This is a genomic window from Ruminococcus sp. XPD3002 (assembly GCA_900119535.1).
In the GTDB taxonomy this organism is placed as follows: Bacteria; Bacillota; Clostridia; order Oscillospirales; family Ruminococcaceae; genus Ruminococcus; species Ruminococcus flavefaciens_H.
This window is the reverse complement of sequence record FPJT01000006.1, coordinates 39,342-53,883: the sequence shown is the minus strand read 5'-3', so window position 1 is coordinate 53,883 and position 14,542 is coordinate 39,342. Positions and strand designations below refer to the sequence as shown.

The 14,542-nt window shown below is 42.4% G+C and carries 11 protein-coding genes; 8 read left to right on the top strand and 3 right to left on the bottom strand.

Features of this window, described 5'->3' with window-relative positions; genetic code table 11:
• Nucleotides 1–44: 44 nt before the first annotated feature.
• From BT127_RS06770 to BT127_RS06760, 3 genes are all read right to left on the bottom strand, one after another.
• A complete protein-coding gene (locus BT127_RS06770; protein WP_075424274.1) occupies nucleotides 45–380 on the bottom strand; it encodes a hypothetical protein in 336 nt (111 codons plus the stop codon).
• A gap of 92 nt (nucleotides 381–472) precedes the next feature.
• The gene (locus BT127_RS06765) at nucleotides 473–1,843 is read right to left on the bottom strand and encodes an MATE family efflux transporter (protein ID WP_075424273.1); all 1,371 of its coding nucleotides are present in this window, start codon (nucleotides 1,841–1,843) and stop codon (nucleotides 473–475) included.
• A 66-nt stretch (nucleotides 1,844–1,909) separates the two neighbouring features.
• Nucleotides 1,910–2,929 (bottom strand): D-alanyl-D-alanine carboxypeptidase family protein, encoded by a 1,020-nt coding sequence (locus BT127_RS06760; RefSeq protein ID WP_075424272.1) that lies wholly within the window; start codon nucleotides 2,927–2,929, stop codon nucleotides 1,910–1,912.
• Nucleotides 2,930–3,304: 375 nt separating this feature from the next.
• On the opposite strand from BT127_RS06760, the gene BT127_RS06755 reads away from it, so the two are divergent.
• The 8 genes from BT127_RS06755 (at nucleotide 3,305) to BT127_RS06720 (ending at nucleotide 14,540) form a co-directional block, all read left to right on the top strand.
• Nucleotides 3,305–3,592: a DUF2325 domain-containing protein gene (locus tag BT127_RS06755; protein WP_075424271.1), complete on the top strand. Its 288-nt coding sequence runs from the start codon at nucleotides 3,305–3,307 to the stop codon at nucleotides 3,590–3,592.
• 2 nt (nucleotides 3,593–3,594) lie between these two features.
• Nucleotides 3,595–4,140: a DUF3793 family protein gene (locus tag BT127_RS06750; RefSeq protein ID WP_075424270.1), complete on the top strand. Its 546-nt coding sequence runs from the start codon at nucleotides 3,595–3,597 to the stop codon at nucleotides 4,138–4,140.
• Nucleotides 4,141–4,250: 110 nt separating this feature from the next.
• Nucleotides 4,251–7,028: a beta-glucosidase gene (locus BT127_RS06745; RefSeq protein ID WP_075424269.1), complete on the top strand. Its 2,778-nt coding sequence runs from the start codon at nucleotides 4,251–4,253 to the stop codon at nucleotides 7,026–7,028.
• A 1-nt stretch (nucleotide 7,029) separates the two neighbouring features.
• Nucleotides 7,030–7,371 carry an arsenate reductase family protein gene (locus BT127_RS06740; RefSeq protein ID WP_075424268.1) on the top strand — a complete coding sequence of 114 codons (342 nt, stop codon included), beginning with the start codon at nucleotides 7,030–7,032 and terminating at the stop codon, nucleotides 7,369–7,371.
• Between the two features lie 172 nt (nucleotides 7,372–7,543).
• Nucleotides 7,544–8,926 (top strand): SPFH domain-containing protein, encoded by a 1,383-nt coding sequence (locus tag BT127_RS06735; RefSeq protein ID WP_075424267.1) that lies wholly within the window; start codon nucleotides 7,544–7,546, stop codon nucleotides 8,924–8,926.
• 58 nt (nucleotides 8,927–8,984) lie between these two features.
• Nucleotides 8,985–10,418, top strand: coding sequence for a TFIIB-type zinc ribbon-containing protein (locus BT127_RS06730; RefSeq protein ID WP_075424266.1), 1,434 nt, complete (start codon nucleotides 8,985–8,987; stop codon nucleotides 10,416–10,418).
• Nucleotides 10,419–10,545: 127 nt separating this feature from the next.
• Nucleotides 10,546–12,384, top strand: coding sequence for a glutamine--fructose-6-phosphate transaminase (isomerizing) (glmS, locus tag BT127_RS06725; protein ID WP_075424265.1), 1,839 nt, complete (start codon nucleotides 10,546–10,548; stop codon nucleotides 12,382–12,384).
• 176 nt (nucleotides 12,385–12,560) lie between these two features.
• Nucleotides 12,561–14,540, top strand: a complete 1,980-nt coding sequence (locus BT127_RS06720; RefSeq protein WP_075424264.1) for a toprim domain-containing protein — start codon at nucleotides 12,561–12,563, stop codon at nucleotides 14,538–14,540.
• The last annotated feature ends 2 nt before the right edge of the window (nucleotides 14,541–14,542 follow it).

The window sequence follows — 14,542 nt, the reverse complement described above, 5'->3', positions numbered from 1 at the left end:
CCTCCTTTCGTATTAAATGACCATTCTTTTATATTATACTATATTTATCTCTCAATTGCAAATGTTTTCGACAATATTTTTTCAAGTTCTTCATGGAAAATAATGACAGAGTCGGGATTATCCCTGGAATAGGCGTTTATCAGTTCAAGCTGTTCGCTGTCAGCGGAGAATATAACGATATACACATCAGATCTTCCGCAGGAACGTGCAGCAAGGCGGTCAAGCCTAAGAGAAAAATCTTTATCTTCCTTAAATACGGGAAGAAGTGTTATATAAGGCGGATCGGAACCTTTATACGGAAGTCTGAAAAACAGAGTAACTATTTCTATGAGAGCTATCACCGCAAGAACAACAGCCGCAGTTATAAGAACACCATCCATAGTGAACCTCCTTAGCGTTTATGGTATATAATATGCACAGGAAGTAAAAATGACACAAAAACAGCTCCGCAGGGGAGCTGTAAAGCAGTATTTCAGGTTGAAACGGTATTTTTGTCCGAATTACTCATTTTCTTCAGAAGAATAATAAAAGTAACGATTTCTATGAGGAAAGTAATGCTCCAAGAGATAGTGTATGAGAGATAAAGACTTTTCAGCGAGTGATAAGCTTCCATTCTGAAAACCGTATATATCCATGTGATCCTTATGCCTACAACACCTGCGACGGTGATTATCATAGGCATTACGGAATATCCGATACCTCGGAGAAGTCCCGTAGCCACATCCATAAGGCCACAGAGGAAATAAGGGATACAGATGTACGCCATTCTTACAAGACCTATCTTTATCGCTTCGTCCGAGTCGGTTATGTAAATACCGAGAAGTGGACGTCCGAAGATATAAGCAGTAACACCAAGCACGAGTCCTGTACAGAAGACGAGTGATATGCATATCTTCATGATCTTGCGGATACGGTCAAAATTACGCGCCCCGTGGTTCTGACCTGCAAAGTTCAGAGCGGTCTGACTTATAGAATTCATTGAGATGTACACAAATCCCTCGATATTCTGAGCTGCTGCATTTCCGGAAATAGCAACTGAACCAAAAGAATTGACAGATGACTGAATGATTACATTTGATATAGAGAAGAGCGCTCCCTGTATTCCAGCCGGAATACCTATCTGTATAATCCTTAGAAGCTGACGTTTGTATATCTTCATCTTCTTCAGTTCAAGTTTGCAGTTGTCAGTTCGCTTCATCAGTTCCCTGACAACCAGTACAGCAGAAACTGTCTGTGATATAGAGGTTGCGAGAGCAACGCCTGCAACGTCCATATTCAGGCAGATAACGAAAATCAGGTTCAGTATAATGTTTATAACTCCGGCAGCGGTAAGGAAGAAGAGCGGACTTTTCGTATCGCCTGCTGCACGGAGGATAGCAGCTCCGAAATTGTATACCGTACTTTGTATCATTCCGCAGAAATAGATACGCATATATACGGTAGCAAGGTCGATAACGTTGTCAGGAGTCTTCATAAGGGCGAGTATAGAATGTGAGAAAAGAAGTCCTATGACCATAAGTATCGCACCGCCTGCAACAGCGGTAGGGATAGCTGTATGTACAGTCTTATGTACGTCGTCACTTCTGCCCGAACCGATTCCGTGGGCGACAGTTACGCCTGCACCAACTGAGAGTCCGATAAACAGATTTACCAGTAAGTTTATAACAGCACCCGTGCTTCCGACAGCACCAACTGAGATACTTCCACAATAACGTCCGACAACTACCAGGTCAGCAGCATTGAAAAGAAGCTGAAGAATACCAGTCAGGATAATAGGAATGCTGTAAAGGATTATATTTTTTAGCAGAGGACCTTCAGTGAGGTCTGACGAATTGTTTTTCATGTTTTCTCTCCGTTCATAATAGGATCGTGCGTAAAAACACCGCAGATCAACTGCGGCGTTTATATATTATTCAGAATACTTAGAATCTATCCCAAGATATTCTTCTAAGGTAAGTCCGCTGTCATGAACTGCCTTTGCGGTATCGACACCAAGATAGCGGATGTGCCACGGTTCATACTTATAACCTGTGATATCCTCTTTACCCTTTGGGTATCTGAGTATGAAACCATACTCGAAGCAGTGGTTTTCTATCCATATAGCCTCAGGAGTGCCTGCAAAGCTGTCATCGATGATATTGACATCTATAGCCATACCTGTCTGATGCTCTGAGTGTCCCGGACGTGCGGAAAAGGTATCAGCCTGAGCCTGTCCGTAGTCATAGCAATACTGATTATAGATCTGCTGCTGAAGGCTGTAAGATCTGAATCCTGATGACAGGTAAATATCAAGTCCGTCATTGGCAGCGCCCTGAACAAGCTTTTCAAAAGCAGCGTTTGTTTCGGGAGTAAGTCCGCCCGGATTGTAGTCCGACGGGAGACTATATGTCTTATTTGCGATAAGAATACCGTCAATGTAAGTCAATCCCGGCTGAGGAACTACAGTAACATTGATCTCTGCACAATAATCCTTATTGTCCGCATCTGCAACTGTAATGGTACATTTTCCCTCTGCCTTTGCAGTTATATTGCCGAATTCATCAACAGAGGCTACATCATTGTCGGAACTTGTCCATATCTCCTTGATCTCATCATCAACAATAGGCATCTGAGTTTCGCCGACTTTTAATTCAGTCTCATAAAAACTGAGCGGGATTTTCTTGTCTGTTTTCTTTTGTGAAGTTGTTGTCGTAGAAGCCGACTCTGTCTTTTCTTCCTCTTCATTTTTATCAGTGGAAGAAGATTCTCTGGCTGATTCTGTAGATTCAGCTGTAGTTTCCTCAACAGCCGCATTTGTAACACTGTCGCTTGCAACGGTCATACTGCTTGGTTCAGCTGAAGGAACAGGCTCCATGCCGCAGGAAGATAAAACAGCTGACAATGATATCAGCCACATAAGTAAAGAATACTTTTTAAATATTGATCTCAATTATTTCATCTCCTAAGAATAATTTATCCTTAACTAACAAATATAAACGATCTATATACTTATTATATCATCACTAAAAAATAAAGTAAAGTCAAAAAAACATCGCATGAGATAAAAATAATTCGGAATATGAAAAAGTAATTTAGTGAATATAGCTCAATAGTTAGCCTTGTACAACGCTCGAAAGCAAAATAAGTGTGCATATTTAATATTTTTATACTGATTTTGCAAATGGTTTACCAACACTTCACACAATTAATTTACATGATTTTAATTTAAGTTGACATAAGATGGCTTATCCTGTATAATTGAAACATAGGTTAGTTGTTACTAACTTAATAAGATCTTATCACCCATATCCTTAAAGGAGAAATTATGAGCGTAGTTATAGTAGGCGGCAATGACTGTATGATCAGAAAATACAAAGAGATCTGTCAGCAGTACAAATGCAGCGCAAAAGTATTCACACACATGAAGACAGACCTTAAGAAACAGATCGGAAATCCTGATCTGCTTGTTCTCTTTACGGGAACGATGTCTCATAAAATGGCAAGATGTGCCATAAACGAGACAAAAGGTATGCAGACTAAGGTTGAGCGTTCACATTCAAGCTCAGCTTCAGCTCTGAAAAGCATACTCGAAACTCACACAGGGAGGAACTGATAATGCCTGAGGAGCTTGTAATAAGGCATTGTTCGCCGACACTTGCAGGACTTAAAACAGCAAACATGTTCGCATGTTCATACGAAAATGAAGCTGCACTCAAAAATGACGTAACAGCATTTAACAAGAGATTTGCCACAAAGGGAATAAGAGTCGTACCACTTAGATACAGCAACGGAAAAGCACTTATCTATATTTTTCGTCCTTCTAGACTTGAAGCAGACCTTTCAGATGTGAAAGCGGACAAAGTCCTTAGAAGATGCGGATATCATTGCGGAGATATAAGCAAATGTTTATCAGACCTTATCAACCGAATAGAAGAATCGGAAGAATTTCCGCATGAAATAGGCATATTCTTAGGATATCCGCCTGAGGATGTTATAGGCTTCATAGAAAAGCGAGAATGCCAAGCTACAGGCTTCTGGAAAGTTTACAGTAATAAAGATAAAGCGGAGAAGATCTTCAATCAATTCAGAAAATGCATGAATGTATATTATAAATGCTGGAATGAAGGCTTCACCCTTGAACGTCTGACTGTTTCAATTTAATTTATTTATCGCAGAACCGTTTTTCGGTTCTGTTTTTTTGCCCGAACTATTGATTTTTTCGTGAAATTTGCTATAATTATCTTATAACATAACCGAAAAGAGGTATTGCTATGAAAAAAGTACTTGATTGGAACAAATATACAGAGATCGCAGCTCAGACCGTTGCAGAGGGAATTGTCATGCTGAAAAATGACAATAACGTTCTTCCTCTTAGCAAAACTGATAAAACAGCGGTTTTCGGACGAATACAGCTCCACTACTACAAAAGTGGTACAGGTTCGGGCGGAATGGTCAACGTATCGAAGGTAGTCAATATAGTCGACGGACTGATCGATGCAGGCGTTGATATCGATCGTGAACTGCTGGATACTTATATGAAATGGGATGAAGAAAATCCGTTTGACGTCGGCAACGGCTGGGGCGGAGAGCCGTGGTCACAAAAAGAAATGCCACTCGATGCGGAACTGGTGCGCAGTGCAGCGCAGAGATGCAGCAAGGCTATAGTCATCATCGGCAGAACAGCAGGCGAAGAAATGGATGCCCGACTCGAAGCAGGTTCCTTCCTTCTTACGGATGAAGAAACCGACATGCTGCGTAAAGTAAGGGCTGAATTTGACAGTATGATAGTGCTTCTAAATGTAGGAGGACTTATTGATATCAGTTTTATAGATGAAATTTCTCCTGATGCTCTCCTTTATGTATGGCAGGGCGGAATGACAGGCGGAACAGGTACTGCCGCAGTTCTTACAGGAGAAATTACTCCCTGCGGAAAGATGCCTGATACTATAGCTTATAATGTCAAGGACTACCCTTCAGATCCTTACTTCGGCAACAAGAATGTAAATTACTATACCGAAGATATATATACAGGCTACAGGTGGTTCGAGACCTTCTGTAAGGATAAAGTCCGCTTCCCGTTCGGATTTGGTCTTTCATACACTTCTTTTGAAATGAATATGACCGATTTCGTCATGAACGGAAATATCGCTGAATTTAAAGTCAAAGTTACAAATACCGGCAAGTACAGCGGTAAGGAAGTTGTCCAGATTTACTGTGAAGCTCCTCAGGGCAGACTTGGAAAGCCTTCAAGGGTTCTCTGCGGATTTGAAAAGACCGAGCTGTTAGCTCCCGGAGAATCACAGACAGTTTGCATTGAGGTAAATACCGATTATATCGCTTCATATGACGACTGCGAAAACAGTGAAACATCCTATTGCTGGCTTCTCGAAAAGGGTAAATACTCGTTTTATATCGGAAGTGACGTAAGATCAGCTGTATTCTCCGCTGAATTTGAGCTTTCCGAGGATAAGATCATTCAGAAATGTACCCAGGCCCTTGCTCCCGTTGAAAGCTTCAAACGTGTCAAAGCCTCGCTTTCGGACGGAAAACTGGTACCGATTTTTGAGGATACGCCTCTCAGCAAGGTAGATGAGACAGCAAGACGTCTCGGCGGACTTCCGGATGAGATCCCGTTTACAGGCGATAAGGGAATACGTCTTACAGATGTTTACAACAAAAAGAATACTATCGAAGAATTCGTCGCTCAGCTTACAGACGAGGAACTTTCCTGCATCATCAGAGGTGAAGGTATGGGAAGCCCGAGAGTCACAGCAGGTACTGCTTCTGCATTCGGAGGTGTCACCGACAGACTCAATGAACTCGGCATACCTGCCGGATGTTGTTCAGACGGTCCATCGGGTATGAGACTGGACTGCGGTACAAAGGCATTCAGTCTTCCTAACGGTACTATGATAGCCTCTACATTCAACAAAAAACTTATCTGTGAACTGTTCGGATATATGGGAACTGAAATGTGTGCCAATAAGGTGGACTGCTTACTTGGTCCCGGAATGAATATACATCGTCATCCGCTGAATGGACGTAATTTCGAGTATTTTTCCGAGGATCCGTATCTGACGGGTATGATGGCGGCTGCTGAACTTCAGGGACTGCACTCTTCAGGTGTCACAGGTACGATAAAGCATTTCTGCGGCAATAACCAGGAAACTAACCGCCACTTCCTTGACACGGCAGCATCAGAAAGAGCACTTCGGGAGATCTACCTTAAGGGCTTTGAGATTGCTGTAAAAGAAGGAAATGCTGATTCTATCATGACCACATACGGTAAGGTCAACGGAGTATGGACTGCGGGAAATTATGACCTTAATACAATTATTCTCCGTGGAGAGTGGGGATTTACAGGCTTCACCATGACCGACTGGTGGGCAAATATAAACAGGCGCGGAGGAGAGCCGGACAAGTTTGACCTTGCGGCAATGGCTATGGCGCAGAACGATGTGTACATGGTCTGCGCAGACGGCGACAAAAACGACGACAATACTCTTGAATCACTGAAAAACGGTGAACTCAGACGTTCGGAATTACAGAGGAACGCAATGAATATATGCCGATTCCTCCTTGGTACTAACGCAATGAAGAGAATGGCAGGGGAAGAAGAAAAAGTTGAAGTAATAAACAGACCTGCTGATGCTGATACCGATGATGCACCTGTAGTCTTTTATGACCTGGACGGCGAACTCGAACTTGATCTTTCTGGTGTAAAGACCGAAAAGAACACTAACTATGCCTTCGCTCTTACAGTCAACGCTATCGGATTCTACGATGTAACCATAACAGCTTCTTCGAAACTTGGAGAACTGTCACAGCTTCCTGTAAGCTTATTTGCTATGGGCACAGCCAGCGGAGTATACACTTGGAACGGTACAGGTGGAAAGCCGGTTGCAATTACAAAAGAAGTTCCGCTTTTCTCTCATTTTACAGCTATACGTCTGTACTTTGCACAAAACGGTCTTGATCTTCACAGCATTCGTTTCGAGCTTAAAAAGCCTGTTGAGAGCATGGATATAGCATTCAAGCAGGAGGATTAATATGAATATACAGATCTTCGGTACCAAAAAATGCAGTGAAACACGTAAAGCAGAGCGTTGGTTCAAGGAAAGAGGAATAAAGTATCAGTTTATCGATCTTAAGGAAAAAGACATGAGTAAGGGTGAATTCAACAGTGTAAAGCAATCTGTAGGAGGGATCGATGCGATGATAAATGAAAATGCCAAGGATTCTGAAACGCTTACTCTGATGCGTTACCTTTCCGACGCTGATAAGGAAGAAAAACTGCTTGAAAATCAACATATCCTGAAAACTCCTATAGTCCGAAACGGTAAAAAAGCGGTTATCGGTTATGAACCTGACACGTGGAAAAACTGGGATTAATAAAGTTAAAATATAAAAATATATTATTTTCTTCAAAAAAATTGCTCTTAAGTAGTGCATTTTTCATATGGATATGTTATAATATATATTGTATTATTTTGAATACAGACATGAATTGTTGAATTTTTTCAATAGCTGAGGTCCAGCCGCAGCTACGAAAGGAGTTTTAATTATGGGACTTATTTCTGCAATGCTTACATCCGGCGCAAGCGTTCTTGCCGATCAGTGGAAAGAATACTTCTACTGTGATGCAATGCCTGCTGATGTACTTGTATGTAAAGGACAGAAAAGAACAAGCAAATTCTCTTCAAATAATCACGGAAGCGAAAATATCATTACTGACGGAAGCGGTATCGCTGTAAATGAAGGTCAGTGCATGATAATCGTTGACGACGGACAGGTTGTCGAGATCTGCTCTGTTCCGGGAAAATATACATATGATATGTCCACAGAGCCAAGCGTTTTCACAGATGGTCTTAAGGTCGGCCTTAAAGAGAGCTTCAAGAAGTGGTGGGAGCGTGTCGGATACGGCGGTTCAACAGGTCACGATCAGCGTATTTACTACATAAATACAAAGGAAATAATGGATAACAAGTTCGGAACACAGAATCCCGTTCCTTTTGCAATAAAGAACCTTGAGGCAGGACGTACATTCACAGTAGGCGTTCGCTGCAACGGTGCTTATTCATACAGAATTGTTGATCCTATGCTCTTCTATGCAAATGTATGCGGAAATGTTTCGGGTGCGTTCACACGTTCTAACATCGATGCTCAGCTCAAGACAGAGTTCCTTACATACATGCAGCCTGCATTTTCACAGCTCTCTGCTAAGGGAATAGAGTATTATGAGCTTCCCGGACGCACAATAGAAATATGCGATGCAATGAATGAGGCTCTCAAAGCTAAGTGGAGAGAACACAGAGGTATCGAGCTTATCACTGTCGGCATCAATTCTGTAACTATCCCCAAGGAAGATGAGGACAGGATCAAGAAGTATGAAGACCTTGCATGGAATAAGGATGCAGGAAACGCCGCTGCTACAATGGTCGGCGCTCAGGCTGAGGCTATGACTACAGCTGCCGGAAATGCCGGCGGTGCTATGACAGGCTTCTTCGGAATGGGCATGGCTCAGCAGGCAGGCGGACTCAACGCAAACAACCTCTTTGAGATGAACGCAGCAAAGGCTGCTGCTTCTTCTGCTTCATGGACATGCAGCTGTGGCACTTCAAACACAGGCAAGTTCTGCGCTAACTGCGGAGCTGCTAAACCTGCACCTGCCGGTGCCTGGACATGCAGCTGCGGTACTTCAAATACAGGTAAATTCTGTGCTAACTGCGGCAAGGCCAAGCCCGTTGCATCTGCTGACGGCTGGACATGCGACTGCGGAGCAGTAAATAAGGGCAGATTTTGTGCAGAATGCGGAAAGCCAAAGCCTGCAGGTGCTCCTCTTTACAAGTGCGATAAGTGCGGCTGGGAGCCTGCGGATCCGTTCAATCCTCCTAAGTTCTGTGCGGAGTGCGGCGATCCTTTCAATGATTCAGATGTCATAAAGTAAATAATGAACAGGCTGACGTCTTACCTCGTCAGCCTTTTTCTGATAAGCGAGGTGTGAAATGTCCGAGATCAGAGAATATAAATGTCCCTGCTGCAGCGGTAAGCTGGAATTCAGCAGCGATGTACAGAAAATGAAATGCCCTTTCTGCGAATCTGAATTCGATATGGAGACTGTGCAGGATTATAATGACCAGCTGAACGCTACATCAGGCAAGGAAGATGACATGAACTGGAGCGATACTCCGGATAATTCATGGAGCGACAGTGATGCAGCTTCTTTTAACGTATATTCCTGCAAATCATGCGGCGGCGAGATAATCGCCGATGAGACAACAGGTGCTACAAAGTGTCCCTACTGCGACAATCCCGTGGTTTTGTCGGGACAGTTTTCAGGTGACTTAAGACCTGATATGATAATTCCTTTCAAGCTCGACAAGAACGCTGCAAAAAGTGCACTCATGAAGCATATGGAAGGAAAAAGACTTCTTCCGAAGGTATTCAAAGAAGAGAATCATATAGACGAAATAAAAGGCGTATACGTACCTGTATGGCTTTTTGATACCGATTCCAACGCTGATATACTATACCGCTGTGAAAAGGTGAGAATATGGTCAGATCAGCAGTTCGACTATACTGAAAGATCTTATTATCAGGCAAGACGTACAGGTAAGATCAGATTTGAAAAAGTACCTGTGGACGGTTCGGAAAAAATGCCTGATGACCTTATGGAGTCCATAGAGCCTTTCAATATTGCAGAAGCGGTAGAATTCAAGACTGCTTATCTCTCGGGTTATCTTGCAGATAAGTATGACGTTGACTCAAAGCAGAGCATAGAACGTGCCAATAAGCGCATAAAGCATAGTACAGAACAGGAATTTGCAAGGACTGTAGTCGGATATGACAATGTATCCTGTCAGGGTGAAAATATACGTTTCTCCGACGGAAGTGTAAAATATGCGCTTTATCCTGTTTGGATACTCAATACAACATGGAATAATAATAAGTACATATTCGCAATGAACGGTCAGACAGGTAAATTCGTCGGAGACCTTCCAAGCGACAAGAAAGCATCACTGCGCTGGTTCATTTTAATCGCAATTATTGCGGCTATAATCTGCTTCATTTTATATCAGCTTATAAGTGATGATAATTCACCTGCGTCAGGACTTGTAAGTGCTGTGGTTGGCGCTCTTTCAGGCGGTATAGGAACAGGTAAGATGCGTTCTCAGCTCAACACTGTACATGAAAAATCAGGCGCTTCTGACTACACAAAGGAAGGAAGCCTTGCCTTGTCTGTAAAGGAAGATTCATTCCTCAATAAACGTATCGATAAGACTCCGAGAGCAAACAACGTTCAGACTCAGACAGGTGCAGGTATACATACTTCGAGCGGAAGTCATCCTGTTCATCCGAATAATCAGTCTCACCATAATTCTTCAAACGGCAGTGATAACGGAAACATAATACACATCGGAGACCTGATGAAAAAATAACTGTTTCCTTTAATTTAACAAATAAACAGTTGACAAAGCAGTATAAAAAAGTATATAATAAAATATACTTTATACTTTGATATGATAAATCATAACAACATAAATATAATCTGGAGGTTACATAATCATGTGTGGAATAGTAGGCTTTACAGGTACGAATCAGGCAGCTCCGATACTGCTTGACGGACTTTCCAAGCTGGAATACAGAGGATACGACTCAGCAGGAATCGCCGTTCGTGACGGCGAAGGCGAAACAGAAATAGTTAAGGCAAAAGGAAAACTTAAGGTTCTTAAAGAAATGACCAACGACGGCAGTGCAGTTAAAGGAAGCTGCGGAATCGGTCATACCCGTTGGGCAACTCACGGCGAACCTTCAACCCTTAACGCACATCCTCATGCAAGCGATGACGAAAATGTTATTGCTGTTCACAACGGTATAATCGAGAACTATCAGGAACTCCGTGAAAAGCTTGTAAAAAGCGGATACGAGTTCAAGTCACAGACTGATACTGAGGTAGCAGTCAAGCTGATAGACTACTATTATAAAAAATATGCTCTCGGTCCTGTAGACTCAATTGCAAGAGCAATGATTAGAATAAGAGGTTCATACGCTCTTTGTGTTATGTTCAAGGACTATGCAGGTGAGATCTACACAGCACGTAAGGACAGTCCTATGATAATAGGAATCACAGGCGGTGAGACTTATGTAGCTTCAGACGTTCCTGCAATACTCAAATACACAAGAAATGTGTACTATATCGGCAACAGAGAGATCGCTAAACTTGAAAAAGGTAAGGTAACTTTCTACAACATAGACCGTGAAGAGATTGAGAAGAACGTTACAGAAATAAAGTGGGATGCAGAAGCTGCTGAAAAGGGCGGCTACGAACACTTCATGCTCAAGGAAATACACGAACAGCCAAAGGTAGTAAAGGATACTATAAATTCAGTTGTCAAGGACGGCAAAATAGATTTCAGTGATATTGGTCTCACGGACGAAGAAATGCAGAAGATATCACAGATCTACATTGTAGCCTGCGGTTCAGCTTACCATGTTGGTATGGCTGCTCAGTATGTTATTGAGGATCTCACATCTATCCCTGTAAGAGTCGAGCTTGCATCAGAGTTCAGATACAGGAAAATGTCACTTGTAAAAGACAGTCTTGTTATCATAATAAGTCAGTCAGGCGAGACTGCTGACAGCCTTGCTGCTCTCAGAGAAGCTAAGGAAAAGGGAATCAAAACACTTGGCGTAGTAAATGTTGTTGGCTCTTCAATTGCACGTGAAGCTGATAATGTGTTCTACACCCTTGCAGGACCTGAGATATCGGTTGCTACAACAAAGGCTTACAGTACACAGCTTATAGCTTCATATCTCCTTGCAATAGGCTTTGCAAAGGCAAGAGGGGAGATAAATGACGAGAAATATGACGAACTTATTCAGGAGATATACACTCTTCCCGAAAAGATAGAGAAGATACTTGAAGATAAGGAACGTATCCAGTGGTACGCAAACAAGCTTGCAGGCGCTAAGGATGCATTCTTCATAGGACGAGGCGTTGACTATGCGATATCGCTTGAAGGCAGCCTTAAGATGAAGGAGATAAGCTATATCCACTCCGAAGCATATGCAGCAGGCGAGCTCAAGCACGGTCCTATCAGCCTTATTGAAGAAGGCATCACAGTTATCGGAGTTCTTACTCAGCCTGATCTCTACGAAAAGACCGTAAGCAACATGGTAGAGGTCAAGAGCCGCGGTGCTTCACTTATGGGACTTACCACATACGGTAACTACAGTATAGAGGATCTTGCAGACTTTACTGTATACATTCCTCAGACTGATCCTCACTTCTCGGGAAGCCTTTCAGTAATACCGCTTCAACTTCTTGGCTACTATGTATCCGTTGCAAAGGGATATGATGTTGACAAGCCGAGAAATCTTGCAAAGAGCGTTACAGTTGAATGATCTTACATGCAGCACTTTTCCATGAAAGGTGCTGCATTTCCGCGTATATAAAGATTTTTAAAAAAATTCCTTGCAAAATTCAGACTAATATGTTACAATAATAAGGATAGTTTGAATAAGGCTGTATTTCAGCCAATGAGAAAGGAGAATACGGATACTTCTTCCGTAATTGTAAAATGGCAAAGAAAAAAGATTATGGTAATGACAGTATAACCATGCTAAAGGGTGCCGACAAGGTACGAAAGCGTCCTGCCGTTATATTCGGTTCGGACGGACTTGACGGATGCGAGCACTCTATATTTGAAGTTATTTCAAACTCTATCGATGAAGCGCGTGAAGGTTACGGCAACAAGATAATCATAACTCATTACCGCAACCATGATATCGAGGTCGAGGACTTCGGAAGAGGATGTCCCGTTGACTACAACAACAACGAACAGCGATATAACTGGGAACTTGTTTACTGCGAGCTCTATGCAGGCGGTAAGTATGATGATTCGGCTGACTCATACGAATATTCTCTCGGACTTAACGGACTCGGTCTCTGCGCTACACAGTTTTCATCTGAATATATGGACGTTGAAGTAGTACGTGACGGTTTCAAGTATAATCTTCACTTTGAAAAAGGTGATAATGTCGGAGGCCTTAAAAAGGAACCATGCAAGAAAAAGCAAACAGGTACCAAAACACGCTGGCGTCCCGACCTTGAGGTATTTACAGATATCGATGTCACGGACGAGTTTTTCTGCGATATTCTCAAAAGGCAGGCAGTCGTCAATCCAAATCTGCTTTTTGTTTTCCGTTCTGAAAATGAAGCAGGTGGATTCAATGAACAGGAATTCTTCTACGAACACGGTATAACCGAATACGTCGAGGAAATAGCAGGCGAGGCTCCTCTTACAAGCATTCAGCACTGGACAGCAGAGAAAAAGGGACGCGACCGTGAGGACAAGCCTGAGTATAAGGTCAAGCTTGATGTTGCACTTACATTCTCTAACAAGGTTAAACGTACAGAGTATTACCACAATTCCAGCTTTCTTGAACACGGCGGTTCTCCTGCGGACGCAGTAAAACGTGCATTTCAGGCGCAGATAGATGCCTATATCAAGCAGAATAACGGCTACCAGAAAAACGAAGGAAAGATATCTTACAATGATGTTGAGGAGTGTCTTGTACTTGTATCATCTTCATTCTCTACCCAGACCTCATACGAGAATCAGACTAAAAAAGCGATAACGAACAAGTTCATCCGCGAAGCAATGACTGAATTTCTCCGTCATCAGATAGAGATCTACTTCATAGAGAATCCTGACGAAGCACAGAAAATAGCTGAACAAGTCCTTATAAACAAAAGAAGCCGTGAGAATGCTGAACGTGTAAGACTCAATGTAAAAAAGAAACTTACTGGTACTATCGATCTTGCGAATATGGTGGAAAAATTCGTTGACTGCCGTACAAAAGACGTTACAAGACGTGAGATATATATCGTGGAAGGTGATTCAGCGCTCGGTTCTGTAAAGCTTGCCCGTGATGCAGAATTCCAGGCTGTAATACCTGTACGAGGAAAGATACTCAACTGTCTTAAAGCTGATTATGCAAAGATATTCAAAAGCGAGATAATAACCGATCTTATCAAAGTACTTGGCTGCGGCGTTGAAGTTACAACTAAGGCTAACAAGGAACTTTCCACTTTCAATATCGAAAACTTCCGCTGGAGCAAAATAGTTATATGTACTGATGCCGATGTAGACGGTTTCCAGATAAGAACGCTTATATTAACCATGCTCTACAGGCTCACTCCTACACTTATAAGTGAAGGATATGTGTATATAGCTGAATCTCCTCTTTTTGAAATAAACACCAAGGAAAAAACTTATTTTGCTTATACAGAACAGGAAAAACAGCGTATACTCGATGAGATAGGGGATAAAAAGCATACCATACAACGCTCGAAAGGTCTCGGTGAGAACGAACCAGACATGATGAGTCTTACTACTATGAATCCTGATACACGCCGACTTATCAAGGTTACTGCTGAAGATATAGCTGGATCTGCCGAAGTCTTTGAAATGCTTCTTGGTGATGACCTTCAGGGACGTAAGGACTATATCTCGGAATATGGCGCTGATTACCTTGAACTCGCTGATATCAGCTGATC

Coding starts and splice junctions, on each gene's coding strand:
- glmS (WP_075424265.1), top strand. CDS start 10,546: ATGTGTGGAATAGTAGGCTTTACAGGTACGAATCAGGCAGCTCCGATA.
- BT127_RS06750 (WP_075424270.1), top strand. CDS start 3,595: ATGCCTGAGGAGCTTGTAATAAGGCATTGTTCGCCGACACTTGCAGGA.
- BT127_RS06755 (WP_075424271.1), top strand. CDS start 3,305: ATGAGCGTAGTTATAGTAGGCGGCAATGACTGTATGATCAGAAAATAC.
- BT127_RS06735 (WP_075424267.1), top strand. CDS start 7,544: ATGGGACTTATTTCTGCAATGCTTACATCCGGCGCAAGCGTTCTTGCC.
- BT127_RS06730 (WP_075424266.1), top strand. CDS start 8,985: ATGTCCGAGATCAGAGAATATAAATGTCCCTGCTGCAGCGGTAAGCTG.
- BT127_RS06745 (WP_075424269.1), top strand. CDS start 4,251: ATGAAAAAAGTACTTGATTGGAACAAATATACAGAGATCGCAGCTCAG.
- BT127_RS06740 (WP_075424268.1), top strand. CDS start 7,030: ATGAATATACAGATCTTCGGTACCAAAAAATGCAGTGAAACACGTAAA.
- BT127_RS06770 (WP_075424274.1), bottom strand. CDS start 380: ATGGATGGTGTTCTTATAACTGCGGCTGTTGTTCTTGCGGTGATAGCT.
- BT127_RS06765 (WP_075424273.1), bottom strand. CDS start 1,843: ATGAAAAACAATTCGTCAGACCTCACTGAAGGTCCTCTGCTAAAAAAT.
- BT127_RS06720 (WP_075424264.1), top strand. CDS start 12,561: ATGGCAAAGAAAAAAGATTATGGTAATGACAGTATAACCATGCTAAAG.